This is a genomic window from Collinsella sp. HCP3S3_E11, from assembly GCF_052067375.1.
GTDB lineage: Bacteria > Actinomycetota > Coriobacteriia > Coriobacteriales > Coriobacteriaceae > Collinsella.
In genome coordinates this window covers 1-26,614 of record NZ_JBQHQI010000017.1, presented here as the reverse complement: position 1 = coordinate 26,614, position 26,614 = coordinate 1, and the positions used below count along the sequence as shown (strand labels likewise).

The 26,614-nt window shown below is 56.5% G+C and carries 20 protein-coding genes and 2 tRNA genes; 18 read left to right on the top strand and 4 right to left on the bottom strand.

Features of this window, described 5'->3' with window-relative positions; genetic code table 11:
* The first annotated feature begins 56 nt into the window (after positions 1-56).
* The 4 genes from rsmG (at position 57) to ACTM86_RS08240 (ending at position 2,867) form a co-directional block, all read left to right on the top strand.
* Positions 57-794, top strand: a complete 738-nt coding sequence (rsmG, locus tag ACTM86_RS08255) for a 16S rRNA (guanine(527)-N(7))-methyltransferase RsmG (protein WP_441017048.1) — start codon at positions 57-59, stop codon at positions 792-794.
* Between the two features lie 130 nt (positions 795-924).
* Positions 925-1,725: a ParA family protein gene (locus ACTM86_RS08250; protein ID WP_427729019.1), complete on the top strand. Its 801-nt coding sequence runs from the start codon at positions 925-927 to the stop codon at positions 1,723-1,725.
* A gap of 19 nt (positions 1,726-1,744) precedes the next feature.
* Complete coding sequence (locus ACTM86_RS08245; protein ID WP_427748147.1) at positions 1,745-2,623, top strand: ParB/RepB/Spo0J family partition protein; 879 nt, start codon at positions 1,745-1,747, stop codon at positions 2,621-2,623.
* Positions 2,613-2,867: a hypothetical protein gene (locus ACTM86_RS08240; protein ID WP_441017045.1), complete on the top strand. Its 255-nt coding sequence runs from the start codon at positions 2,613-2,615 to the stop codon at positions 2,865-2,867. The genes ACTM86_RS08245 and ACTM86_RS08240 overlap by 11 nt, the downstream gene beginning before the upstream one ends.
* Before the next feature lie 192 nt (positions 2,868-3,059).
* On the opposite strand, the gene rlmN is transcribed toward ACTM86_RS08240, so the two are convergent.
* A complete protein-coding gene (rlmN, locus tag ACTM86_RS08235; RefSeq protein ID WP_441017042.1) occupies positions 3,060-4,112 on the bottom strand; it encodes a 23S rRNA (adenine(2503)-C(2))-methyltransferase RlmN in 1,053 nt (350 codons plus the stop codon).
* An 85-nt stretch (positions 4,113-4,197) separates the two neighbouring features.
* On the opposite strand from rlmN, the gene ACTM86_RS08230 reads away from it, so the two are divergent.
* Positions 4,198-5,163, top strand: coding sequence for a D-alanine--D-alanine ligase family protein (locus tag ACTM86_RS08230; protein WP_427748142.1), 966 nt, complete (start codon positions 4,198-4,200; stop codon positions 5,161-5,163).
* Positions 5,157-8,051, top strand: a complete 2,895-nt coding sequence (locus ACTM86_RS08225) for a helicase C-terminal domain-containing protein (RefSeq protein WP_441017039.1) — start codon at positions 5,157-5,159, stop codon at positions 8,049-8,051. Before ACTM86_RS08230 ends, ACTM86_RS08225 begins: the two co-directional genes overlap by 7 nt.
* Here ACTM86_RS08225 and ACTM86_RS08220 read toward each other — a convergent pair.
* Both ACTM86_RS08220 and ACTM86_RS08215 read right to left on the bottom strand, forming a co-directional pair.
* Complete coding sequence (locus tag ACTM86_RS08220) at positions 8,048-8,965, bottom strand: helix-turn-helix transcriptional regulator (protein ID WP_441017036.1); 918 nt, start codon at positions 8,963-8,965, stop codon at positions 8,048-8,050. The genes ACTM86_RS08225 and ACTM86_RS08220 overlap by 4 nt on opposite strands.
* Positions 8,952-9,974 carry a helix-turn-helix transcriptional regulator gene (locus tag ACTM86_RS08215; protein WP_441036932.1) on the bottom strand — a complete coding sequence of 341 codons (1,023 nt, stop codon included), beginning with the start codon at positions 9,972-9,974 and terminating at the stop codon, positions 8,952-8,954. The genes ACTM86_RS08220 and ACTM86_RS08215 overlap by 14 nt, the downstream gene beginning before the upstream one ends.
* A 198-nt stretch (positions 9,975-10,172) precedes the next feature.
* Between ACTM86_RS08215 and ACTM86_RS08210 the strand changes: the two genes are divergently transcribed.
* A complete protein-coding gene (locus ACTM86_RS08210) occupies positions 10,173-13,283 on the top strand; it encodes a hypothetical protein (protein ID WP_441017030.1) in 3,111 nt (1,036 codons plus the stop codon).
* 20 nt (positions 13,284-13,303) lie between these two features.
* Positions 13,304-13,522, top strand: coding sequence for a hypothetical protein (locus ACTM86_RS08205; protein ID WP_427729007.1), 219 nt, complete (start codon positions 13,304-13,306; stop codon positions 13,520-13,522).
* A gap of 62 nt (positions 13,523-13,584) precedes the next feature.
* Here the strand turns inward: ACTM86_RS08205 and ACTM86_RS08200 are convergent, their stop codons facing one another.
* Entirely contained in the window at positions 13,585-17,016 is a 3,432-nt protein-coding gene (locus ACTM86_RS08200; protein WP_441017027.1) for a SpaA isopeptide-forming pilin-related protein, read from the bottom strand.
* A gap of 298 nt (positions 17,017-17,314) precedes the next feature.
* On the opposite strand from ACTM86_RS08200, the gene ACTM86_RS08195 reads away from it, so the two are divergent.
* The 10 genes from ACTM86_RS08195 (at position 17,315) to ACTM86_RS08150 (ending at position 26,034) form a co-directional block, all read left to right on the top strand.
* Positions 17,315-17,389 (top strand) — tRNA-Gly (locus tag ACTM86_RS08195).
* Between the two features lie 192 nt (positions 17,390-17,581).
* Positions 17,582-18,928: an adenylosuccinate lyase gene (gene purB, locus ACTM86_RS08190; protein ID WP_441017024.1), complete on the top strand. Its 1,347-nt coding sequence runs from the start codon at positions 17,582-17,584 to the stop codon at positions 18,926-18,928.
* Positions 18,929-19,057: 129 nt separating this feature from the next.
* On the top strand, positions 19,058-19,321 hold the full coding sequence (locus ACTM86_RS08185) for a TIGR03905 family TSCPD domain-containing protein (RefSeq protein WP_427717875.1): 264 nt from the start codon (positions 19,058-19,060) through the stop codon (positions 19,319-19,321).
* Positions 19,322-19,368: 47 nt separating this feature from the next.
* The gene (locus tag ACTM86_RS08180; RefSeq protein ID WP_441036933.1) at positions 19,369-20,532 is read left to right on the top strand and encodes a hypothetical protein; all 1,164 of its coding nucleotides are present in this window, start codon (positions 19,369-19,371) and stop codon (positions 20,530-20,532) included.
* Positions 20,533-20,684: 152 nt separating this feature from the next.
* Positions 20,685-21,407 carry a response regulator transcription factor gene (locus ACTM86_RS08175; RefSeq protein ID WP_117848468.1) on the top strand — a complete coding sequence of 241 codons (723 nt, stop codon included), beginning with the start codon at positions 20,685-20,687 and terminating at the stop codon, positions 21,405-21,407.
* Positions 21,408-21,418: 11 nt separating this feature from the next.
* Positions 21,419-22,984 carry a sensor histidine kinase gene (locus ACTM86_RS08170; RefSeq protein ID WP_154516828.1) on the top strand — a complete coding sequence of 522 codons (1,566 nt, stop codon included), beginning with the start codon at positions 21,419-21,421 and terminating at the stop codon, positions 22,982-22,984.
* 118 nt (positions 22,985-23,102) lie between these two features.
* On the top strand, positions 23,103-23,981 hold the full coding sequence (locus ACTM86_RS08165; RefSeq protein ID WP_441017075.1) for a phosphoribosylaminoimidazolesuccinocarboxamide synthase: 879 nt from the start codon (positions 23,103-23,105) through the stop codon (positions 23,979-23,981).
* Positions 23,982-24,557, top strand: a complete 576-nt coding sequence (locus ACTM86_RS08160) for a hypothetical protein (RefSeq protein WP_427717870.1) — start codon at positions 23,982-23,984, stop codon at positions 24,555-24,557.
* Positions 24,558-24,649: 92 nt separating this feature from the next.
* Positions 24,650-25,930 carry an aminopeptidase gene (locus ACTM86_RS08155; RefSeq protein WP_441017018.1) on the top strand — a complete coding sequence of 427 codons (1,281 nt, stop codon included), beginning with the start codon at positions 24,650-24,652 and terminating at the stop codon, positions 25,928-25,930.
* A 28-nt stretch (positions 25,931-25,958) separates the two neighbouring features.
* A tRNA-Lys gene (locus tag ACTM86_RS08150) sits at positions 25,959-26,034 on the top strand.
* The last annotated feature ends 580 nt before the right edge of the window (positions 26,035-26,614 follow it).

Sequence of the window (26,614 nt, the reverse complement as noted above, 5' to 3'; positions counted from 1 at the left end):
CCCTTTTTTTGTCAAAAGTTCTTGATACACTGATTTTTGTCAGATAGGAGTTTGTCTTGTTTGTACTAACCGATGAGCAGACAAGCCAGATGCTTAGTCGTCTAATTTCGTATTGCGAAGACTATTCTTTGAAGGTCTCCAATGATGCCCTACGCTCCTGTATTGAGCATCTTGATCTTGTTTTGGAGGCTAATAAGACCACCAATCTTACGCGCATCCTAAATATCGAAGATGCGGCTGTTCTTCATATTCTTGATTCGCTTGTGTTGCTTCCCTATATAGACATAGCTCCAGAAGGCGCTTTGTTAGACATGGGTACTGGTTCTGGGTTTCCTGGTATCCCTTTGACAATTGCTTGCGGACGTAAGGCTACCTATATCGATTCGGTTGGCAAGAAGGTTGATGCCGTCAACTCATTTGTTGAGGCTCTCGGTCTCAAGCATGCTCACGCGGTTCATGATCGTCTTGAAGAATATGCCCGAAGCCATAAGAAACAGTTTGCTGTTGTCACTGCTCGTGCACTTGCACCGTTACCAGTTCTCGTCGAGTATGCTTCACCATTTCTAATAGATAGTGGTCTCTTTGTTATTACTAAGGGAAACCCGTCAGACGTCGAACTTCAGTCTGGTCTAACTGCCGCTAGCATATGCGGGTTCACCACACTTTTGACAGATGATTTAGATTTGCCAAATGGCTTGGGTCATCGCGAGTTTATCATTCTAAAAAAATCTCGTCCGGCAGCTATTTCGCTTCCACGTGCTAATGGCATGGCGAAGAAGAATCCGCTTGCCTAGATGTTTCACGTGAAACATAATGGATAGTAATTACTTGTTATGTTTCACGTGAAACATAACAGATGATGAATCGGAATGTTTCACGTGAAACATCCTCCGTTTAACAGCTTAAAATACACCAGGAGGGACCGTGGGATTTCGCGACGTTAAGCGTTCAAAGAGCGCAAAAGACACGCGTATCATTGCAATCATCAATCAAAAGGGTGGTGTGGGTAAGTCCACCACAGCAGTAAACCTTGCAGCAGCACTGGGTGAACAGGGTCGTAAGACGCTGATTGTCGATTTTGATCCACAGGGTAATAGCACGAGCGGCTTTGGAATCGAAAAAGAAGAACTCGATAACTGCATCTATGATGCATTGCTGAATGATGTTCCGGCAGAATCGCTTGTTCTTGATACAAATTGCAGTAAGGTATTTGTAATTCCGGCGACTATCCAGCTTGCAGGTGCCGAAATTGAACTTGTAAGCGCAATTGCACGAGAAACACGCTTGAAGGATCTGCTTGAGCCTGTTAAGGACGAGTTTGACTTTATATTTATCGACTGTCCGCCTTCACTTGGCTTGTTGACCATTAATGCGTTGACGGCGGCGGACAGTGTTCTGATTCCGATTCAGTGTGAGTATTACGCACTCGAAGGTGTCACGAAGCTGCTTGAGTCGATGAAGATGGTCAAAACACGCCTAAATAAGAGCCTTGATACCTATGGCGTGCTTATGACGATGTATGATTCGCGAACATCGCTCTCAAATCAGGTTGTCGAAGAAGTGCAGTCGTACTTTGGCGATAAGGCATTTAAGACCTTGATTCCGCGTACGGTTAAAATATCAGAAGCACCGTCGTTCGGTGAGCCGGTAATTACATATGCGCCGCAAAATAAGGGTGCAAAGGCGTATATGAACCTTGCCAAAGAGGTGATCAAGCGTGCCTAGTCCTAGGAAGCGTGGCGGTTTGGGTCGCGGACTCAATGCATTGGTATCCGAAGCAGAATATGAGACCGGTGGATCTGCGACGTCCGCATCCAATACTGCTTCGAAAACTAAACTTCCAATCGAAGATATCGTTCCAAACCCCAACCAACCCAGAATTCATTTTAATGAGACCGAGCTTCGAGAGTTGAGTGAGTCGATTCAGGAGCATGGTGTTCTTCAACCGCTTCTTGTACGCAAGCACGGTAATGGCTATGAGATTATCGCGGGTGAGCGCCGTTATCAGGCTTCTAAGCTCGCTGGACTTGAGGAAGTTCCTGTCATCATAAAAGATGTTGATGATGAACAGATGCTTGCGCTTGCATTGATTGAAAATCTGCAACGCTCTGATCTCAATCCCGTCGAGGAGGCTAAGGGATATCGACAGCTCATCGATGCGAGTGGTATGACTCAAGAGGCCTTGTCGAAGGCTGTTAGCAAGTCTCGCTCTGCAATCACCAATTCACTGCGCCTACTTGATCTTCCAGAGGTTGTTCAGCAGATGATCTTTGAAGGTAAGCTGACTGCTGGCCATGCTCGTGCAATTCTTGCAGTTCCATACGAAGATGCACGCATTAAGTTGGCTGAGAAGGTTGTTGCGGAAGGATTGTCCGTCCGCGCGACAGAAAATCTTGCTCCGTTGTTTTCTGCCGGAGAGACACCAAAAACGCCTCGAACCGCAACGCCTCAGTCTTTTAAGAAGGCGGCACGCGTTCTGCGTCAGGTATTTAACACGAACGTTCGCGTAAAGAGCTCGCGCGGCAAGAACAAGATCGAGATTGAATTTAAGGATGAAGAGGAACTCTCTCGCATTCTTGGCGAAATCATTCAGTTTGATCAAGGAGGTCAGGATGAGGAATAAAGTTCTGACTGCTATCGCTTTGGCTGCTACTGTTGCAGTTGGCGCTTTTGCCGGTTATAAGATTGCGACAGATGATGAATTGCGTGGTCGTTTACTTCGCGGAGCGCAGGATATCGTTGATACCTCAAAAAAGAAAATGGATGTTATGACCGAGGATGTTGCCATGCGTACGGCTCAGATGACTAAGAATCCCAAGATCAACCAAGATTGGGTTAATCATCAATGGGAAAATGTAGGCTTTTAGGTACCTAACAATGACTCATCAATTCTGAAGGGTTCCTTGTCTGATCACCAGTACAGGGATTCCTAATTTCGTCCTAAATAATGTTGGACTATCCTATGATGCTGATAGTCGATGAATATGAAACAGCCCCGGTTGCAATTAAGCAACCGGGGCTTTCTGATGTTTCACATGAAACGATTGGGCTGGTCGCCCCTACGCATTCTTCTGAACTTTGAAACGCTGCTTGAGTTGGCCACAAGCCGCATCGATATCGTTACCACGGGAGTTGCGAATCGTGGTCTCGATACCACGGGACTCAAGACGACGTTGAAGGTCTTCTACCTTATGGATCGGTGACGGCTTGAGCGGGCTGCCCTCAATATCGTTGAGCTGAATCAGGTTGACGTGGCACAGCGTGCCCTCACAGAAGTCGCAGAGCGCCTGCATTTCGGGGTTGGTGTCGTTGACGCCCTCGATCATGGCATATTCGTACGTCGGACGGCGGCCGGTCTTCTCGGTGTAGAGCTGCAGTGCCTCGTGAAGGCGCAGGAGTGTGTATTTCTTGACACCGGGCATGAGCTTATTGCGTGTGGACTGGATGGCGGAGTGCAGCGAGACAGCTAGGGTGAACTGCTCGGGAATGTCGGCAAACTTACGGATGCCAGGAATAACACCGCTGGTAGACACGGTGAGATGGCGCGCTCCAATGCCGATACCGTCGGGGTCATTAAGGGTGCGCAGCGCCTTAAGAACCTCATCGTAGTTGGCAAAAGGCTCGCCCTGGCCCATGAACACTACGCTTGTCGCGCGCTCGCCAAAGTCATTGGAAACGTGAAGTACCTGGTCGACGATTTCCTGGGCGGTCAGCGAGCGCCTGAGGCCGTTGAGACCGGTAGCGCAAAAAGCACAGCCCATTCCGCATCCGGCTTGGGTGGATACGCAGACAGAGAGCTTGTTACGACGGGGCATGCCGACGGTCTCGACAGAAATGCCATCGTGGTACTCGAGTAGGTATTTACGAGAGCCGTCTTTGGACACCTGCTTGGTGAGCTCGGTCGGCGTGTCGAAGGCAAATGCCTCCTTTAACTGCTCGCGGAAAGCCTTGGGAAGGTTGGTCATATCGTCAAACGAACAAACGTTCTTCTCAAAAACCCATTCAATGAGCTGCTTCGCGCGGAAAGCGGGCTGGCCGAGTTCGGCCACGAGCTCGCGAATATCGTTTTGGCTCAAGTCGCGAATGTCCTGAGATTTAGTCCTGGGATTCATGGAAGCCTTTCGATTTTGGGGAAACGTAGGGGGTATCGCTACAATATGGTATCAGCTGCAGAAACCATAGAGGAGGAGTCTACCCATGCCGGGTAAAAGCCTAGAGAACATGCACGTAGCGGTCTTGGCGGGCGGCCATTCCGCCGAGCGTGAGATTTCGCTCAATTCGGGAAAGAACGTCGTGGTGGCCCTAAAGGAGGCTGGCTACACTTCGGTGGAGCTGCTCGATACGGCTGCCGATGATTTTATGGTGACTATGGCAACTGGCGATTTTGACGTGGCGTTTATCGCCATGCACGGCGCCGGCGGCGAGGATGGCGCCATGCAGGGAGCCATGGAGACGCTGGGTATCCCCTATACGGCGTCGGGTGTGCTCGCCAGCGCGTGTGGCGCCGATAAAGAGGTTTCAAAGCTTCTGTATGCCAAGGCAGGCATCCCCATTGCCCCCGGTTTGGCGCTTGAGGCGGGCGACGAGGTCGATATCGATCGCATCGTTGAGATTTGCGGCGAGCGTTGCTTTGTAAAGCCCGCCGTCAACGGCTCCAGCTACGGTATCTCCCTGGTACACGAGCCCTCTGAGCTGCCTGCCGCCATCGCCAAGGCCTTTGAGTACGGCGATAAGGTGCTGGTCGAAAAGTGCATCGAGGGAACCGAGATTACCGTAGGCGTCTACGGCGAGGATGACGTGCGCGCCCTGCCGATCGTCGAGATTCGCAAGCCTGAGGACTGTGAGTTCTACGACCTGGATGTGAAGTACGTCGATCCCACGGATATCCACCGTATTCCGGCGCAGATTTCGCCCGAAAACTATGCTCGTGCCCAGGAACTAGCCTGTGCGGCCCACAAAGCCCTCGGCTGTCTGGGCATTTCGCGCAGCGATTTTATCGTGAGCGAGGACGGCCCCGTCATCCTCGAGACCAATACGATTCCCGGTATGACCGATACGTCGCTGTATCCGGACGAGATTCGTCATACCAAAGACATGACCTTCCCGCAGGTCTGTGACAGTCTGATTCGCATGGGTCTCCGTCGAGCGGGCATTGCATGCTAATCGAGGACGCTGTATCTCCTGGAACGCCGCAGTTTGTCATTGATTCCTATGCAACGCTCGCCGAGCGTGCCCGCACACAATCGTTTGGCCTTATCGAGGAGGATGTTATCGTCCTCGATACCGAGACCACGGGTCTTTCGGTCCAGGACAACGAGCTTATCGAGATTTCCGCGGCCCGTCTTTCGGGCCGCGAGGTCGTTGACCGCTTTGACACATTTGTGCATCCCAAGCAGCTGATCCCTGCCGAAATCACTGAGCTCACAAGCATCACAAACGCCGATGTGGCCGATGCCCCCTCGGCTGTAGAGGCCGTGGCTGCGCTCGCCGATTTTGTGGGCGGGTGCCCGGTTATCGCGCACAATGCCACGTTTGACCGATCGTTCATCGAATCGGTCAAGGGCGGTGTCAACGTCAGCGACATCTGGATCGATTCGCTGGCGCTGTCCCGTATCGCGCTGCCGCGCCTGGCATCGCACAAGTTGTCCTTTATGGCCGATCTGTTTGGCTGCGACTCCGTGTCGCACCGCGCAAACGCCGATGTCGATGCCCTGTGTGGGGTGTGGCGCGTGCTGCTGGTTGCCCTTACGGACTTGCCGCAGGGCCTTATGGCGCGTCTGGCGGATATGCACGCGGATGTTCCTTGGTCCTATCGTCCCATTTTCTCGTTTTTGGCAGGTCAAAACCCCGGCTCGATTTTCTCGCTTGCTGCCGCCCGCGCCGACGTGCTCAAGGCCGATCGCGCCGATGATCGCGTGGATGCCGACGAGCTGCCGGTTCTTAACATGCCGAGCCGCGAAGAGATTGAGGCGGATTATGCCCCCGGTGGCCTGGTCAATCGCATGTATCCCACTTATGAGCCGCGCGACGAGCAGATTGCCATGGCGCTCGAGGTACGCGACGCGTTGGTTACGGATACGCATCGCGTGATAGAGGCCGGTACGGGCGTCGGTAAATCGATGGCGTATCTCGTGCCCTTTGCCGAGGCCGCCCGCCGAAACAACATTACCGTTGGCATTGCGACCAAATCGAATAATCTTGCCGATCAGCTTATGTACCACGAGCTGCCAAAACTCGCCGAACAACTGGACGGAGGCTTGTCATTCTGTGCGCTCAAGGGATATGACCACTATCCGTGCCTGCGCAAACTCGAGCGCATGAGCCGAAGTCAGGCCGAGATTACCACCAAGCGCGATCCTGCCGACACGCTCACAGCGGTTGCGGTGATCATGGCGTATGTGTGCCAATCTGCCGATGGTGACCTCGATTCGCTCGGCATTCGCTGGCGCAGCGTCAACCGTCCCGACTTTACGACGGCCTCGCGCGAATGCGCTCGCCGCCTGTGTCCGTTCTTCCCCGATAAATGCCTCGTCCACGGTGCCCGTCGTCGCGCGGCGCATGCCGATGTCGTGGTCACAAATCATTCCCTGCTGTTTCGCAACGTTGCGGCCGAAGGGAGAATTTTGCCTCCCATCCGCCACTGGGTAGTCGACGAGGCCCATTCCATCGAGCGCGAGGCGCGCCGCCAGTGGGCGCGCGTGGTCTCGGCAGACGAATCTCGCGTGCTATTTGAGCGCCTTGGCGGGTCGAGCTCCGGTGCATTGAGCCAGGTATCTCGTGATTTGGCGACATCCGAAGGCTCCACGCTTTATCTGGGGCTCACCGCGAAGGCGACGTCTACGGTCGCACGCGCGAGCATGGCACTCGCCGAGGTGTTTGACGGCGTGCGTGAGCTCGGCCGTCGCGCCCGCGGTGGCTATGACAGCGCAAATCTGTGGATTGGCCCCGAGTTGCGCGAGTCGGATGACTGGCATGACTTCTTGCAGTCTGCCAGCGCTGCTATCGATGCCCTGGAGCAGGCGGATAAAAATGTTGCCGCGCTGGTGCAGGCTGTCGCTGCCGATAAACCCGAGGTCGTCGTCGACCTGGGCGATATTTCGCGCCGTCTGCACGAGCTGGCCGAGAACCTCAAGCTCATCATTGACGGCACCGACGAGCATTATGTGTACTCGCTGCAGGTCAACCGCCGCCTACGTGCGGGCGGAGAATCCATGACCGCCGAGCGCATCGACATCGGCGAGGCCCTGGCGAACGAGTGGCTGCCCGAGGTGCATACGGCCATCTTTGCCTCGGCAACCATGACGGTGTCCAAGAGCTTTGAGCACTTTAACCATGCCGTAGGCCTCGATCGCATTGGCGCTTCGGCATCCTCGTCACTGCACCTGGATTCGAGCTATGACTTCGATTCGAACATGGCCGTAGTCGTGGCGGGGGACATTCCCGACCCTCGCGACCGCGAGGGCTATCTATCCGCGCTCGAGCGCGTACTGGTCGATGCCCATCTTGCCATGGGCGGGTCGGTGCTCACGCTGTTCACCAATCGCCGCGATATGGAAGACCTGTACGCTCGGGTTGAGCCCAAGCTGGCTCGTGCCGGCCTGGAACTCAATTGCCAGCAGCGCAATTCGTCTCCCCGTCGCTTGCGCGATCGCTTTATCAACGAGTCGACCTCGTCGCTCTTTGCTCTCAAGGCTTTTTGGGAGGGCTTCGATGCCAGCGGCGAAACGCTGAGATGCGTCATTATCCCCAAGCTGCCATTCTCGAGCCCCACCGATCCTCTCTCGTGCGAGCGCAATCTGCGCGAGGACCGCGCCTGGGTACGCTACTCGCTGCCCGAGGCGGTTCTCGAGGTCAAGCAGGCGGCCGGTCGCCTGATTCGTTCATCGACCGATTGCGGCGTGTTGATTTTGGCCGACCCGCGTCTGGTGACGAAGGGTTACGGCAAGAAATTTCTGACATCGCTGCCTACGAGCTCGTATCAGCGCATCGAAACGGCGCAGATCGGCCACTATCTTCAGTTATGGCGCCAAGCGCACGAACGCCATCGCTAAGAACGGAAGGCCAGTGCCTCAGCGGCATCACATAGGCGCTTTGAAAGGGCGGGGTCGTCTGCGATGCGGATGGCTCCGCCCGCTGCGATAATCTGGCTAAACAGCCAGTTTTCGGAGCTATAGGAAACGGTCACGCTTGCCGTACCCTCCCCATCGGCTTTAATTGACCTGATACCTGCCCACCTCACGCGTTCTGCCATATCGAGCGGCATCAGGAGCTTAACGCTCTGGCTTGCCTGTGCAAGGGAATCGTGCAGGGACGTGGTTTCGGTCGTGTGACGCACGACGGAGTCTTCCGTCAGCAGAAGCTCCTCGATCTTGTCCATACGGTAGGAGCGCTGCCCGTCTGCCTCGACATCCCAGGCAATCAGGTACGTTTGGTCGCCGTTGGTCGTGATCTTTAGGGGGTCGATCAATCGCCTGCGTGGATGCTGGTCGTCCAGGGAGCGGTAGGTGACGAGGCATCGCACGCCATCCTGAATTGCACAGCAGAGTTGCTGCCAATAAGATCCGCGGGCGACGGTATCGTCAACGCGTTGGTTGTATCCGAGTTCCGCCGGAAGGAGTGCGCGCCGGATGCGCGCCGCCGCGCACTCTTCGATTCCGAGCGACTCCAATTCATGGTTGAGTACGGCGCCCTCGGCGGCACTCAGGCGAAGCGGCAGCACACGGCCCGCATCGCCGATGAGAACCACACGTTCATCGCGGCATTCGCAAATGATGCGCGCGCCCGATTCGCGGTCTGCGAGCGTCGAGATGATGCCGATGATCTCGTCGAGCGAAGCTCCGGAGATATCGAAGCGACTGCAGATTTCGTCTCGCGTCATGCCCGCCTCGCCGGCGGCATAGAGTGCCTCCATAATGTCAATGGAGCGCGAGAGCCTTTGTTCGCTGGTGAGCTTACGCACGGCCATGAGCGCTCACTGTCCTTTCGATGAGGCGGTTCCACGCCTGCTTGAGTTCGTTGGGCGCTACGGGCCTCATACCGTCAACGCTGTGTTCCATGCAAAATGACGCCGCCGCATTCAGGTCGCGAACGTCAACGGTCCAGGTCCAGCCGTCTTTAGCGTGCTCGAGCTTTCCTCGCCCACGTGTGAGGCCGTGGACCATGTCGGATTGAGCCTGCGGAGCAAACGAGAAAGTTGCCGTGACGGGTTGGCAATCGGAGAAATCGAATTCAAAGAAGAGGTAATCGTTGAGATTGAAGTCTGCGGGAATGGCGTAGGCCCGCGATGGACGCCACGCACGAACGATGCGATCGCAGCGAAAGGTTCTGATTTTTCCGGTGGCGTCATCTAGGCCGCAAAAGTAGGCTGTTCCTTCGCGCTCGAACATGCCGTAGACGCAAACAGTGCGTTGTCGTTGCTCACCCCGTCCGTTTTGATACAAAAAACGCAGCGCGCATCGGTCGGCAAACGCGCTCCATACCGCATCGACCGTCGGCGAGTGAACAACGGGGGGCTCGGCCGTATTCGTCTCGCCGGTAAGATAGGCAATTTTGGAGCGTATGTCGGCGAGCGGGGTCGCAAAGGCCGAAGAGCCCGTGGTGAGGGTCTGATCGATAGCATTTAGCAGAATGTCGGCATCGTCTGCGGTGATCAAGCCGCCCGCGGCAAACGTATGCTCACGGTCGATTGTCCAGGCGCTCTCCTCGGTCTCCTGGGCACCCGCGGCGCGAACTTCCTTGACCACAATGCCCCGCTCGAGCAGCTTGTCGCGGTCGCGGCGAAATTTTCGCTTATCCGAGTCGACGTTGCCCGATCCGTAGCCTAGGTCAGAATCCAGCACGATCTGCTCGGTTGTTAGAGGCTCGGGGGAACTGTTGAGGACAAAGAAAAGGTTGAGGATACGCTGGGCGGTTTTGTCGAAACCGGGTTCTGGCGCATTTGTTTTGTTTGTCGCGGTCATATCGCTTACCGTCATAGAATCCTCGCATGGGAAGGTTATTTGATGCCATGATTTTAATCCGATATGGAGATTAGGCTATATCCTTGTCCGCTCAGTGCGTTAAGATGCCCAGATTTCGGCCGATTGCGTTCGCTCGGGGTATACTTTCGACTATATACGGTTCTAATGTGCAAGCATTGGGCCTATTTGTCGGATTATGGATGTGGAGCGCACATGGCGAACACCCAGAACTATATCAATCATCTGCTACAGGGCACGGGCATCACGCCGGCGTGCAGCGAAGAAGAGCGTTTGGCTGCCGAGGATATCGCCCAGATCTTCCGCAATCATGGCTTTGATCCCGAAGTCCAGGAATTTAACGCTCCTGCACCCAGCAGGCTGGCATTTGCCGTCACAGGCATTCTGTCTTTTGCCGGTGCCCTGCTTATGGGTATTGGCGGCAGCATCGGCTTAATCGGTGTTCTGCTGGCCATCGTCGGTGCCGTGTTGTATGTGCTCGAGCGTACCGGTCGCCCTGTTATTTCTCGCCTGGGCAAGACGGGCGTGAGTCAAAATGTCATTGCCTATCACAAGGCCACAGGTCCGCTTGCATCTCCGCGCAACCGTCCGGTGGTTGTTGTCGCCCATTACGATTCTCCGCGTGCCGAGCTCCTCGCTCGCGAACCGTACGCGCCGTATCGCGCGCTCATCGCCAAGATGCTGCCGGTCGCCACGATTGTCCCCGCTGCCGTCGCCATTCTGCGTATTCTGCCGCTCCCCGGCGCTCTGAAGGTTCTGCTTTGGATCGTTGCGATCCTCGCCTCTCTTGTGGCGCTCGCCAACGCGGCCAATATCATTGCCAACCGTTTTGTTCTTCCCTATACGTCCGGTGCGGTCTGCAATAAGTCTTCTGTAGCCGCGATGCTCGGTGTCATGGATAACGTTGCCCCTTACCAGGGCGAAAACGAGTTCCCCAACGACATTCCGTTTGATGACTATTTTGGTGAGCAAAAGCGTCGTGCCGAGGAGATGGCGCGCGCGGCGGCTGAGTATGCCGCTGCCCAGCAGCAAAACGACTACGGCAACACGATCGAGTACGAAGAGCCCTCCTACACCGAGGACGAGTTTGGCCAGCCGATCGCTCCCGAATCCGAGCAGGGCGAAGTTTTTGACGAGCAGATCGATGGCTTTGAGGGTGCCTCAGCTGACGAAACCCTGATTGGTGTCATTGCTCCCGAGGCTCAGGCTGAAGCCGAGGTTGCTGCCGAGCCGGTCGCGGATGAGGATGTCGTCGAGTCGATTGGGGCGCCCGCTGTCGCCGAGCCGAGCGAGCCCGAGCCCAAGCTGTATCGCAATGCTGCCGGTAATATTCGCTTTGGTTCTGATGCCATTCGTGCCTTGGGGATGCTTCCCGAGTCGTGCACGCTTGATTACGAAGAGGGCGAGGAGCCGACGATCGATCCCGCGCCTGCTTCGGTTGAACCTGTCGTCGCGCCTGCCGACGAGCCCGTCGTCGATACCGAGCCCGAGACGGAACCCGAGCCCAGCCCTGCACCCGAGCCGGACACCGCTGCACCCGCTCCGGTGGTTCAGGATGTGTACGACGATTCCGCCAGCGATTACGATGAGTATCCGCAGCGCGTTTCCTATGAGAGCGATACCGATTTTTCGGCCGATCTACCGGTCGCGACGCCCCATGCCGATATAGCATCTGCGTTCTCTTCGATTGGAGCCAGTGCTTCAAGCTTCTTTAAGGGCGCACTCGCTAAGGGTAAAAAACTTGTCGACGACCTTGAGGAAAAGCGTGCCGCTGCGCGCGAGGTGGCAGAGCAGGAGGCTATTGCCCACCAGCAGGCTGCCGAGGCCGAGCGTGAGCGTGCGGCGCGGGAATTTGAACAGCATGAGGCTGAGCAGCCTGCCGCTACGGAGGTCGCCGAGGCTACGACGTCCTTTGAGGCCCAGCAGCCAATCGACGCCACCGAGACGCTCGATGCCGCGAAGTTCGATGCCACGATAACGTTCGAGAAGCAGGGTACTGCCATCGCCGAGCCCCTTTCTGTTTCCGATGAGTCCCAGGATGCTGCAGATGAGATCGAGGCGCCCGAAGCCGAGCCGGCTGAGAGTGTCGATGCCGAGCAGGTTGAGAACGTTGACGCCGAGCCGAACACCGCCGACGAGATTGAAGCCGAAGCGACGGTCGTCGTTGAGCAAGAAGAGACACCGGTGATTTCTAACGCCGATGAGTCCAGGCCGTACTCTACGCAGATCTTTACCATGCCTGCCCCGAGCGATCCCGGCTCCACGGTTGCCAACCCCGCATCGGCGCAGGTCGAGACGGTTGATTCGCTCATGGCACAGATTTCGTCCAAGGCCGCACCGCGTCCGCAGATGAATATCCCCGATCCCGCTTCTGCTCCGGTGCTCACACCTTCTTCTTCGCCGCTTGCCTCGGTCCCCGATCCATCGCTGCCCTCGATGCAGCAGGCCAACGTCGCATCCCGCACATCCCTCTTCGATCTCCCCGACCCCTCGGCTCAGGCCGACGATCCTTTCGCGACGGCTCAGGGGCCCGAGCCCACGTCGGCGCCGGTTGCCCCCTCCATGCCCGTTTCTTCGGGCGCTCAGCCCATCGAAACCATCTCGGCTCCCGTCGTCAAGGAGGCAAAGCCTCAGAAGCGCGGTCTGGGCGGCTTGTTCGGACGCAAAAAGAAGAATGAGCAGAACAGCATGAGCGACTGGCTGGGCGTCGAGGATGACTACGATGCCAAGAAGTCTGGCCGCGGTATCGGCTCTTGGGATAACTTTGAGGACGATGATAACGGCTGGAAGGGCGGTGCCACCTCTTCTGACGGCGCTTCTGCCGAGGACATGCTTTCGGCTGTTGCCTCCATGGGTGATGACGAGCTGCTTGGTCACGATATCTGGTTTGTGGCAACGGGTGCCTCGGATTGTGACGGCGCCGGTATGAAGGCGTTCCTCGAAGCCCATCGCGATAAGCTGCGTGGTGTGTTCTTTATCAATCTTGAGTCCATTGGAGCCGGTAGGCTTTCGGTCGTGACGGTCGAAGGCGAGCAGCAGTTGCTCAAGGGTGATCGCCGCATCATGAATCTGGTCAGCAAGGTGTGCAAGTCGTTCCACGTTGATTGTGGCGCGTTTGAGATGCCCTATGCCAAGACCGATGCCTATGCCGCGCTCGAGGCGAGCCGTCGCGCCCTCACAATTGCCGGTGTCGATGGCCCGCGTCTTGCCTGCGCGCGTACCGAAGACGATTTGCCGTACAACGTCAACCCGACGAACATCGCTACGGTGTCCGAGGTTGTCACCGAGGTCATCCGCCGTTCGTAGGGGACCTCTAAGGAGTTAGCGTGTTTTCATACATCAAACGCCATTGGCCCGTCTATGTGGTTCTGTTTTTGATCGCCATCGCTATGGGTCTGGGGGCCGCATATATCGTGGGCGCTAAGGGGTCGACGCCCAGGTCCACGATGAGCGAAGAGGTGGAGCAAGAGCAGAGTTTGGGTGCCGACGGCATTTCGGATGGCGATCTGGAACTTGTTGACGGCGGGTCTGCGTCTACGGAATAGCCTTTGGTTGCATACGCCAGATAACGGGCGAGCCGGCATATCGGCTCGCCCGTTATTTCTACCTACTCCTCTTTTGATGCCGAGCTTAGCCAAGTGAGCCAAATTGCTGTGCCACCGGCGGTCAATAATGCGGTGAGAAAAGAGATGATGGGTGCATTGCCCGTATTTGGAAGATCCTGCGGAATGGCGCATTTTTGAACAACACGATCTTTATCGTGCGACTCGAGTTTTTCGCCTCCTCCGTTGCGGCAAAGGTCAACACGGGCACTGTTGGCGAGTGCGGTTTGGGGCGTATAAGATGAGGTTGCACACATCCGGATGATTGCTCCGTGTAAATCCGATTTGAGGGATGCCGTCGCGTCGTCAAGGTCGTCATGCTCGTCTTTAAGCCCATTGCGACTCCAAGAATCGTTGTCGCGCCGGGTCGTAAAGTCTGCGGAAACCGAGCCATACTCAAAGCGAATCCCTGTGATAACAGCGTCGTCCGAAAGCGTAAGGTCCTTTACTTCGAGGGTGGAAGACTCTGTGGTCGAGACATCGGCTTTCCAAAGACTCCAGCCATCGTAATCGACAATCCGCACATCCTCGCCCAGCCGCTCTTTGACCTCGGCTGTCTCGAGCCACGGGTTGGTGTGTTCATCGTCAAGTGTGGCGTTGGCCTTTTCCTTTATGCCCAACTTGTCTGCCGGTGACGTTCGATACCAAACATTGCAGAGCCCATTTAAGTCGCCGACGGCGATCGGGGTTTTAATGGCGACAAGTTTGGCCGTGCCGTCTTTGGCACATTCGAGATCGTCGGTGACGGTGAACTCGTCGACCCAGGTGCTCGATTCGTTTTGAGCGTCGATGGTGTAGGAATAGGAGCCCTTTCTGTCGGGTTGCGTCGCCGCCCGGTTTTTACCGTCGCCGTTCGCCACTGTTCCCTTTGCGGTTGGCCGCGCGATTTCTTGTCGCTTGTCGACGCTCCCCTTAATCTCAATCGGTGCATCCGTCATGGTTACGGCCTGGATCTTCCCCGTATCCTCGACTTCAAAGGATACGTCTTCAGCGAGGTCATAGGAGCGCGGGGACATTGTTTCGCGTAGGGTATAAGAACCGGGTTCAAGGTGCTCCACGCGATGGGGCTGCTCGGATGATATCCAAGAATCAATTTCTGTTCCATCGGCGTCGCATAAGACCAGTCGGGCGCCTTTAACTTCATGCTTGCCTGTCATATCGACCTTGGAGAAATCGACCTTGGTGTAATCATTAGGCAATTCGATCTGCGACTCGACCACGGGGACCTTCTGGTCGATATAAGTAAGCTCAACGATATGTGCTGTCCGATCAAGTAGATAGCCGTCGGGAGACTGGGTTTCAACGACTTCGTATCGTGCCGTTCCGCAACCCAGCGAAAGGTTGTCTACGCGAGCTTTACCCTGTTCATCAGTTGTGACGGCGGCAACGGCTTCACCGGCAAGGGCGGCAATGTGGCCATCGGGGCAAACGATATCGTCGGCAGCGCGAATTTCAAACTTGGCACCAGATAGGGCACTGCCGTCTACTGCGTCAGCCTTCGCGATCTCGATGCTTCCGGTTGCCGCGCTGTTGAAATACGAGACGGCGGCGATAGGTGTGAGATCTGCATCGGCAGGAATCGTCACCTTCAGTTCGTCGCCCACAAGGTAGGGCGCTTTGGCTGCGACTTCTCGTACGTAATATGTGCCCGGCTTGAGCGATTCTGGCAACGTGACGGTGCCGGTCGCATTGGTGGTAAAGGTGTTCATAACGTTGTGCGTCGGATACCAGCATGTTTGAGAGATGGGTTCACGGTTGCTGTTGAGCAGCTGAAAACTAAAGCCGGCAAGGGGGACGGAAGCTCCCGTCTGGGCATCGCGTTTGATGATTTGGAGATGTGTCGAAAGGGTGTGATTGTCCACTATGTACTGAAGCTTGGCTCCGTCGGCGATTTGCTCGGGCGCGATGGTCCAATCTTCTGCCCGCTTGAAGCCTGCGGGAACAGTTTCCGGGACCTCGCGAACGGTATACCCCTCACGATCGTAGGGGATGGCTCCATGGACGCCGTCCGGTCGTGTGCCCGCGCCAAACCAGGCCTTGGGCTGGTCTTTGGTGGATGCGAAGCCATAAATATTTGTCGTCAATGTGCCTACGACCTGCTTAGAGCTGTTGCTGACGATTTCAAAGACGACGCCTTCCGCTGGCTGTTCTAATCCCGATTGCTCGCCGTTCCCGTAATCCTTGAACTTGGAAATCTCGAGGTCAAACGCAATATGAGTATTGGGGATGCGGCGTTCGAGCTCAACGACGCCCATGTCGTTTAGTTGATTGGGGCCGACCGTATAGGTCCAGCTGTCATGGGGGAGCAGGTAGCCCTCTGGTGCTTTCGATTCGTAGAGGGTAAAGGTTCCCAGGGGAATGCCGCTTAAGGTCGCCTGGCCATCGCCTTCGGTCGTGAAGGTGCGCGTCCACCCAGGGGTAGATTGCGAGACACAGGTAAATTCGGCTTTGGCGAGCGAGGTTCCCGCCTGCGCTCCGGCATTCGTGGCGGCATCGGTTTTGACGACACGCAGCGTGATAGAACCTGGCTGCTCGTTGATTGTGACATGTCCGCCGCTCTTTCCGGTGGTAAAGGCAATGCGATCGCGTCGGGACAGATAGCCTGTCGGCGCTTTGGTTTCGATTAGGTAGTATGCCGTGTTGGGCAAAAGTGTTGCCCGTGCACGACCGTTGCCGTCCATTTTGATGCTGCCGACGTGTTTGTCTGTGTTTTCCTCAAAGATGTTAAACGTCGCCCCACCTAACTGATACGTATCGTTCCCGCTGGTAATGACAGTGTCTGCAGATCTTTTCTCAAAGGATACGTTGATGGTGGGCAAAACGTAGAGCATATCCTGGTGCCGGCCTTCGTTAGAGACGGGTCCGTGATAGCGTCTGGCGCGATGCGGGTCGGCCTTAATATTTCCGGCTTTTGCGTTGTCGTAGAGCCAGCGCGCCGCCGCGACAACCTCGGCGTCTTGATCGAACTTGCCGCTTTTGGCAACGCCGGCGTTGTTTGTATACGCAAAAGAGCCATCGGGGCGCGTGGTTCCTTTGAGCATCCACACGGCAATCTGGGTTGCGGCGCGGGCGCGTTCGGCCGTTAGGTTATGGCCGCCAAATGATGTGGCGGAGGGGTATCCATGGCAGATGACGGCGGCAAACTCGTTGTCGAGCCATGTCCAACCCTGATTGTAGGTCCGCCAGGGTCCTCCTGGGCTGCTGGGGCCGGGGCAGTCTTGGTTCATGCAGTAAGAAATCGAGGCGTCTTGTGCCTCGTACTTGCCAATGCCAAACGGTCCGCACATATCGCTGATGGTGCGAAAACTAAGCGTATCGTTTCCATCGACGGCGCAGGCGGTACCAGGCGTGGCGCAGGCTAGAAACAACAAGAGGAATAGGAGCAGCGGTGCTGTTGCGATTGCGCTGTGGACAGAGTGCGTGGGTGCATTGGACATGGCTGCTCCTTATCCTTTGTGCGCCGCGCTGGGAGATTGCGGCGCGTGGGATGAGATTAGCGCCGGGGGTCATACGGGTAAGTACCGCGAGCTGACCAAGAACTTGCCAAGTTCCCAACAAATGGAGACCGGTTTTAGATAATCAAACAAAAGAGCAGGTAGAAGACGGTGTAAAACAGGTTACTCGAGTCCCTGTTTTCGCAATTCGAGCAACAAGAAGATGATTTTCCATGCGTAAAACAAGGGTTAGTGCCCTTGTATCAAACAAGACAACCGCGTTATACTATCCCCCACATATGCGGGCATCGCCAAGTGGTAAGGCATCAGCTTCCCAAGCTGACACTCGCGGGTTCGAGTCCCGTTGCCCGCTCCAAAAAAATAAAAGCACGGTACCGCTGCGGTACCGTGCTTTTTTCAATAAAGCGCCGGGACTCGAACCCGACAGGGTGTGAACGTTAGGCAAATGGCAAAATGTTAGGTTAATACCTGCTGCCTATACTTGCACCTGCGCACGGTACAATGGTTGAGTTACGACCAACGTGCCAATAACCAAAAAGGAGCCGCTATGATCGATCGCTATACCCGCCCGGAGATGGGACACATCTTCTCCCTCGAGAACAAGTACGCCATTTGGCAGGAGATTGAGGTTCTGGCCTGCGAGGCCCAGGCGGAGCTCGGCAAGATCGGTATTTCTAAAGAAGAAGCTCAGTGGATTCGCGACCACGCCAACTTTGAGAAGGCGAAGGTCGACGAGATCGAAGAAGTCACGCGCCATGACGTCATTGCCTTCCTGACCAATATGAAGGAGTATATCGACGCCGATGTTCCCGAGGGCGAGCTTAAGCCCAGCCGTTGGGTTCACTATGGCATGACCAGCTCTGACTTGGGCGATACGGCCCTGTGCTATCAGCTCACCCAGGCCTGCGACCTAATTATCGAGGACGTCAAGAAACTCGGCGAGATCTGCAAACGTCGCGCTTTCGAGGAGCGTAACACGCTCTGCGCCGGTCGCACTCACGGCATCCACGCCGAGCCTATGACCTTTGGTATGAAGTTTGGCTCTTGGGCCTGGGAGCTCAAGCGCGATCTGGATCGCCTTGAGGACGCTCGCAAGAACGTCGCCTTCGGTGCCATCTCGGGTGCCGTTGGCACCTACAGCTCCATCGAGCCGTTTGTCGAGGAGTATGTCTGCGAGCACCTGGGTTTGGTTCACGACCCGCTGTCCACGCAGGTTATCAGCCGCGACCATCATGCCTACCTCGCCGGCGTCCTCGCTACCACGGCTGCCACCTGCGAGCGTATCGCTACCGAGGTTCGCAATCTGCAGAAGACCGATACACTCGAGGCCGAGGAGCCGTTCCGCAAGGGTCAAAAGGGCAGCTCCGCCATGCCGCACAAGCGTAACCCCATCACCATGGAGAAGGTCTGCGGCCTGTCGCGCGTCGTGAAGTCCAACGCCCAGGTCGCCTTCGACAACGTCGCCTTGTGGCATGAGCGTGACATTTCGCACTCTTCTGCCGAGCGCGTCGCCCAGGCCGATAGCTTTATCGCACTTGACCACATGTTCCAGTGCCTTATCCGCGTTATCGATGGCCTCCAGCTGTATCCGGCTCGCATGATGGCCAACCTCAACAAGACCCGCGGTCTCATCTTCTCCTCCAAGGTTCTGTTGGCCCTCGTCGATACGGGCATTACCCGTGAGGACGCCTACGCAATCGTGCAGGAAAACGCCATGGCGACCTGGCATGAGGTGCAGGACTGCGTTTCCGGCCCCACCTTCAAGGAGCGCCTCGAGGCCGATCCGCGCTGCACCGTCAGCCAGGAGAAGCTCGACGAGATCTTTGATCCGTGGGACTTCCTCACCCGCATCGATACGGTCTTCGATCGTCTGGAGCAGCTGAGCTTCGAGTAGGTTCGGGCATAACGTTAGCTTTTTAGGGCGCTTTGCTGGTAATGTGTGTTGCCGGTAAAGCGCCTCGTTGCATTCATGGAAAGACGGGGATAATAGTCGTCTCGAATGACATTCTGAGAAGGAGATCGCATGATTTCGTTTGATTACAAGCCCCAGGGCGTGTGTACTCGCAATATTCACCTCAATCTTTCCGATGACGGCAGCAAAGTGCTGGGCGTTGAGTTTACCGGCGGCTGCAACGGCAACCTCAAGGCCATCTCTAAATTGGTCGAAGGTGTTTCTTCCGATCGTGTGATTGAGGTGTTGGCCGGCAATACGTGCGGCACGAAAAAGACCTCCTGTGCCGACCAACTTACGCGTGCCATCGAGGCCGCGCGTGCCGAGATTGCCTAATGAGTATTTTTGATCGCGTTAAGAATGGGATAACGCGCCGAGGATTTGTGTTGGGTGGTGTTGCCGCGAGTGCTGCCACGCTGCTTGCGGGGTGCTCGAAAAAAACGGGCACCAGCGATGATGCTGCCGGTGAGCCGCAGGTTATCAAAGATGATTCCAAGATCGTCTCGATTACCGAAGAGTATGAGGCCGTCGACATTGATCTTAAGCCGACGGCGTCGTGGACGTTGCCATTGGGGACGCTCCTGTATTACTGCGATGGCGGTTACGCTGCGGCGATGATGGCGCCCGCATCTGCGCTGCATGCCAACACGCTTGGCGTGTTCAACATGGGGGACGGCTCACTCACCACGTTGATTGACGATCCTGTCGAGGGTTCCGGTTATGCGTTTTACGACGTTCGCGCCACCGATAGCGTGTTTGCGTGGGTTGAGATGAACTACGCGAATTCGTCGTGGAAGCTCTATGCGCAAACCCTGTCGGGCGCGGCGCTTACTGGTAATGCCGTTGAGCTTGATCGCGGCGGTGAGGACTACGACCCTCCGCTGTTTACCGCCTTTGACTCGTCGGTCATCTGGTACAAGATGCCTTCGACCGGTGGCAATAAGACCGGCAGCGATTCATATTGCTACCGCCGTTCGCTCGATGAATCTAAAGCGGAGGCAATCTGGAAGTCGACAGGCCGCTTTGCGTCTGCACCGCGCGTGAGCGATGGCATCCTGACTATCTCACCCCGCGTGCGCAATGACGAGGGCGTCTACTACGGCATGACGGCGATCGACCTGACGGACGGCAACAATACCAAGAGGGCTCAGCTGGTCCTTCCTTCGTCGGTGTCACCTTTCGAGGCCGTATATATGGGCGATACGTTTGTGTTCTCCATTGAGGCGACCTATGCCGGCGTGGGCGGCCTGGGCAATATGGGTACCTACATTGGTAACGAGGGCGGCCCGTATCAATTTCTATCGCGCGAACCGCTTGCGTGCGCCGCCGGCAGGAAGGGCAAATATCTGGTTAAGGTTCAGGCATCGCATTTTCTAATCGATACCTCCGCTAAAACCTATGGTTCGCTGCTGTCGCCCGACCGCGCTCTCGAATATGGCGACTATCCAGCTACGGCGGGAAAATCGAATACGTTTTTAACCTATGCCACGGTGCGTAATAGCCAAGGAATTCCCGAGACGGTTACCGCTCGCCTGTTCTCTCTTTAGCGCCGAGGGGTTAAAAAGGCGCCAACGGGGGAATAAGCCCATTGTAACCGTGAGTACCGCCCGCCGAGCTGTCGCGCCCATGCGATGCCCGGTGGGCTCAGGTGCGTTAAAATGGGCTTGTTCTTAGCTAATTGAGACAGGGGGGCCGTGTTATGGCTTCAGATGCAAAAAAGATTCTGCTGGTCGAGGACGAGAAGGCGATCCGTGACGCTGTCGCTGCCTATCTCGAGCGCGAGGGCTACTGGGTTGTTGGCGTTGGCGATGGCCAGTCTGCGATCGAGGAGTTCGAGAAGCACCAGTTCGACCTGGTTGTGCTCGACCTTATGCTCCCCAAGATCCCCGGCGAGCGCGTTTGCCGCACTATCCGCGATACCTCGGATGTGCCCATCATCATGCTTACCGCCAAGGGCGAGATCGAGGATCGCATCATCGGCCTCGAGCTTGGTGCCGACGACTACCTGATCAAGCCGTTCTCGCCGCGCGAGCTCGTCGCCCGCGTTCGTGCCCTATTCCGTCGTGCTCACCAGGCAGACGAGCCCGCCGTTGAGGTACTCGACTTTGGCGATCTGGTCATCGATATCTCGGGCCACAAGATCTTGGTCGAGGGCAAGGAAGTTGATTTGACCGCTTCCGAGTTTAAGCTGCTTACCACGCTTGCTCGCCATCCCGGTCGCGTCTATAACCGTATGGAGCTGGTCGAGAAGGTGCTCGGCTACGACTTTGAGGGCTACGAGCGCACCATCGACAGCCATGTGAAGAACCTTCGCGCCAAGCTGGGCGACGACCCCAAGAAGCCTAAGTGGCTCTATACCGTTCACGGCGTCGGTTATCGCTTCGAGGCTCCGGCCAAGATCGATAAGTCGGACGAGAAATAGGTAAATCACATATGACACCTGCGCGCTTTGAAATCGGACAAAAGCACAAGCAGGAGAACGAGGCGGGTTCCAAGGCAAGTTGGAACACGCCTCGTTCCGATTCACGGCCGGCGATGAGCTATCCCTCGCGTATGGCTTTGGCTTTTGCCCTGACATCGCTCATGACGGTATTGGTGCTGGTGGGCGTTGTCTCCGTTGTGTGGGGCACCGTCTTTTCGGATTACACGCGCTCCAATATCGTCGAGATCGCCAATTCTGCTGCCGAAAAGCTTGCGACGTCGTATGAGGAAAACGGCAATTGGACTGCGGGCGAGCTGCGCACGGTCGCGACATCGAGCTTGGTGTCCGACGACCTGGGTATGCAGGTCGTCAACAAAAAGGGCGTTGTCGTTTATGACGACTCATGGCCTTCGGCAAGTGCGACCGCCGATGTGCGCGAGAGCGAATTGCCGTCGAGCAGCTCGAGCGGTAAAAAGGCCTCGCATAGCCCGGTCTCGTCAGCGCCCACCGACTCCGATAGCGTTGCCAACGTCGAAATCGTTACGTCCTCTGGCGAGCATGTCGGACAGGTAAAGCTATGGGCTATCGGCTCCGACGCTCTGCTCACTAAGGCAGATTCTGCGTTTAGGGAGAAGACCTTTAACGCCATGGCTCTTGCCGCGGTTGTTGCAATCTGCATCTCGGTCGTTATCGGATCGCTCGTGTCGCGCATGCTTACCAAGCCGATCCATCGTATTACGAGCACAGCCAAGCAAATTCGCGACGGCGATCTGTCTGCTCGTACGGGCTTGCGCGGCGATGACGAAATCGATCAGCTGGGTGAGACCTTTGACGAGATGGCCACCTCGCTCGAGAAAGATATGAAGCACGAAAAGCGCCTGACCTCGGATGTCGCACACGAGCTTCGTACACCGCTCATGGCCATGCTTGCAACGGTCGAGGCCATGCAAGACGGCGTGTACCCCACCGACGACGAGCATCTGGAGACGGTCGCTTCCGAGACGCGTCGCCTGGCTCGTTTGGTGCAGCAGATGCTCGACCTATCGCGTATGGAAAACAGCACGGCTCCGCTCAATCTCGAACCGGTGGACATGGTTCCGTTCGTGCGATCGATTGTGAACGGCCAGGAGCGTCTGTTTGCCGACCGTGACCTTCGCCTTCGCTTTGCAGATGAAACCCAGGGGCACGACGATGTCGTCGAGGCCGATCCCGACATGATCACGCAATGCGTCATCAACCTCATGAGCAACGCCATGCGCTACACCCCCGAGGGCGGTTGGGTCGTAGTGTCGGTGCTCAGTGACCGCAAGCATGTCAGTATTGCCGTTTCGGATACCGGTATCGGTATTGCCAAGGACGATCTGTCGCGTATCTTCGGACGATTTTGGCGCGCCGATGCCAGCCGCGCCCGCGAAGCTGGCGGCCTGGGCGTCGGCCTTGCCGTAACTAAACAGATCGTCGAGCGTCACCATGGCTACATATCCGTGGAGTCGGAGCTTGGAAAGGGTACGACTTTTACGATTCATCTGCCCCGCGAGCACACGGCGGACGCGGCATCTACTACAATGGAGCACTAGCTTTTCGCTATTCGGTGAAGGAGGGGCCGCGTCCCTGCCGCTCCGAGTTTGCGAAAACGTGCGGGAAAGAACCCGCATTTCTATCGTATTTAGGTAAGGAGTGACTCACGTGACAACGATGGAGCGTCGTCCGGATTCCCGTGGCAAGGTTCGTGATATCTACGATGCCGGCGAAAACCTGTTGATGGTCGCCACCGATCGCATTTCTGCGTTCGACTTTATTCTTCCCGACGAAATTCCGTTTAAGGGAGAGGTACTCAACCGTATCTCGGCGTTCTGGTTCGACAAGTTTGCCGATATCGTCCCCAATCACCTCGTCTCCATCGATCCGGCGGATTTCCCCAAGGATTTTGCCGAGTATCGTGACTATCTCGCAGGCCGCGCCATGCTGGTTAAGAAGGCCCAGACGATTCCTATCGAGTGCATCGTCCGCGGCTATCTGACCGGTTCGGGCAAGAAGACCTACGACGAGAACGGCACCGTCTGCGGCATCCAGCTGCCTGAGGGCCTGACCGAGGCCTCCAAGCTCCCCGAGCCGCTGTTCACCCCGTCCACGAAGGCCGAGATCGGTGATCACGACGAGAATATCTCGTTTGAGCGTTGCTGCGAGATCGTTGGCGAGGACATCGCCACGCAGATCCGCGATCTGTCTCTTAAGATCTACAAGGCTGCCGCCGAGTATGCAGCGACCCGTGGCATCATCATTGCCGACACCAAGTTTGAGTTTGGTGTCATCGATGGCAAGGTCACGCTGATCGACGAGTGCCTCACACCCGACTCCAGCCGTTTCTGGCCTGCCGCCAGCTACGAGGAGGGTAAGATTCAGCCTAGCTACGACAAGCAATTCGTCCGCAATTGGCTCAAGGCCAACTGGGATATGACGGGGGAGACCCCGCATCTGCCCGCCGAGGTCATCGATGGCACGTCCGAGCGCTATCGCGAGGCCTTCCAGATCATCACGGGCTCCCAGTTTACAAGCATGAAGGAGAACGCGTAAGTGAGTACCCGCAGCGCCACGAACAAGCGCACGCAATCCCACGAGGTTACCGGGGTTGCGCGCAAGTCCGCCGCATCCGCCAAGCCAGCTCGTCAGGCAGCGAGTTCTGTTCGCGTCGTGCCGGCATCATCCAAGGCACGCCGCAAGGAGCTCGAGAAGGGCGAGAGCCTCGAGGGCCTCTCTAAAGAGGAGAAGCGCGCCCGCAAGGCTAAGCGGCGCGCCAAGGAGGACCGCATCTACACGGTGTCGAGTATCCTTCTCAAGCAGGATGAGGACTACACCAAGCGCCGCCGCATCTGGTGGGCCGTGCTTACTATCGGCATGGTGCTCGTCGTGGCCATTTGGTCTTCGCTGTACTTCGCTCCCGCTGGCATGGTGTCCAGCCCCGTCCAGATGGCCGGCATTGTTTTGTCCTACATCGTCATTCTGGGTGACTTCATCTACGACTTCGTGCGCATCCGTCCCTTGCGTAATATGTATCGCGCGCAGGCCGAGGGCATGTCCGATAACAAGCTCAACGCTATTATCGAGCGCTCGGCTGCCAAAGAGGACAAGAAGGCCTCCAAGAAGAAGTAGTAGCGTTACAACCTATAGATATCGCTAAGATATAAGGCGCGTCGTTTTTTGCGGCGCGCCTTTTACTGTCCTATAGATAGATGGAGTGGCACATGATTCGAGCTGCCCTGACGGTCGAAGAGGCTCTGGAGGGTATGAAGTCCCTGGAGCCCAAGATTAAAAATTATGCGCGTCTCGTTGTCCGCAAGGGCGTCAACGTTAAGCCCGGTCAGGAGGTCGTCGTTCAGTCTCCCGTCGAGTGCGCGTCATTTGCGCGCGTGGTGGTTGCGGAGGCTTATGACGCCGGTGCCGGTCACGTGACGGTCATCTGGGCTGACGATGCCGTGACGAGGCTTACCTACGAGCATGTCGAGAAAAGCTATTTTGAGCAGACTCCCGAGTGGAAGCGCATACAGCTGGATTCGTTGGCTCAGGACGGTGCCTGCTTTATCTTTATTGAGGGCACGGACCCTGCTGCCCTCAAGGGCATCGATCCCGCTAAGCCTGCCGCAGCTTCTAAGGCGAGGAACATGCAGTGTAAGGTCTTCCGCCGTGGACTGGACTACAACATTAACCCGTGGTGCATCGCCGGCGCTCCGGTCGCTGCTTGGGCGCGCGAGGTATTCCCGGGAGACGCCGATGAGGTTGCAGTCTATAAGCTGTGGAATGCGATTCTGCACACCGCTCGTGCTGATGGCCAGGACCCGGAGAGCGACTGGGAGCTCCATGACGCCACATTCGAAAAGAACCTGCGCTTCCTAAACGATAATCAATTTGATTGCCTGCACTACACCGCTTCGAACGGAACTGATCTGACGATTGGAATGACGAAAGGCCATGAGTGGGCCGGCGGCAAGGGAAGAACTCCCGACGGTCACCCTTTCTTCCCCAACATTCCCACCGAGGAGGTCTTCACCTCGCCCGATCGTATGCGCGCCGACGGCATCGTGTACTCGGCTATGCCGCTCATCCACCACGGCAATAAGGTTGACGATTTTTGGATTAAGTTCGAGAACGGCCGCGTAGTGGACTATGACGCTCGCGTGGGTAAGGCAACGCTTGCGAGCATTATTGAAACCGATGAAGGTGCTGCTCATCTGGGCGAGGTCGCGCTTATTTCCAAGAACACACCGATTCGTGAAAGCGGCATTCTGTTCTACGACACACTTTATGACGAGAACGCCAGCTGTCACCTTGCGTTGGGTGTCGGTTTTCCCGAGTGCATCGAAAGCGGGTATGACATGTCCAAAGAGGAACTTCTGGAGCATGGCGTCAACGTTTCGAGCACGCACGTTGACTTTATGATTGGCACGGACGACATCGATATTACGGGCATTACACCTGATGGACGTGAAATTGTGATTTTCCAGAACGGCCAATGGAGTTGGGAATAGTCTCAGACCGTGGTACAATGCCATCCGCGGGCCGTTAGCTCAGCTGGCAGAGCAGGGGACTTTTAATCCCAAGGTCCAGGGTTCGAACCCCTGACGGCCCACCATAGAATAGAAAAGCGACTGGCGGATGCCGGCCGCTTTTTTTGTTGCCGGTGCACGGGTTCGAACCCGAAAGGGCGCGGAGCTGAGGAAACGCGTCAGCGTTTGCCAGCGCAGCGCGCGAGGCGCGGAGGCGCCGAAGCGGCCGCCCGCGCAGCGGGCCCGAACCCCTGACGGCCCACCATAGAATAGAAAAGCGACTGGCGGATGCCGGCCGCTTTTTTGTTGCCGGTGCACGGGTTCGAACCCGATCTTCTCTATATATAAGGACGCCTGGCGGCCAAAACCAGCCTTTTACCGACAGGAAACCAAAACCAGATGCCGTTAGAGTAAAGTAGCGCACCAGAGATGACCGATACCTCAACACCTATAAACCAGCTGGTCATCGCCAATACCGGAAGCCGATGCTTCAGATATGACTTCAGTGGAACAGCTGAAGGATCAATTTATTTGTGAACAAAATATGGAGTGCGGGATTCCCGCCCCGCGGGCCCCTCCGGTCTGGCAATATATCTCCTTGCCGCGCGGCCCGGTCGGACCGGGAACCGGCGCAGGCGTGCACCTTGAGAACCGGATACTGCGAGG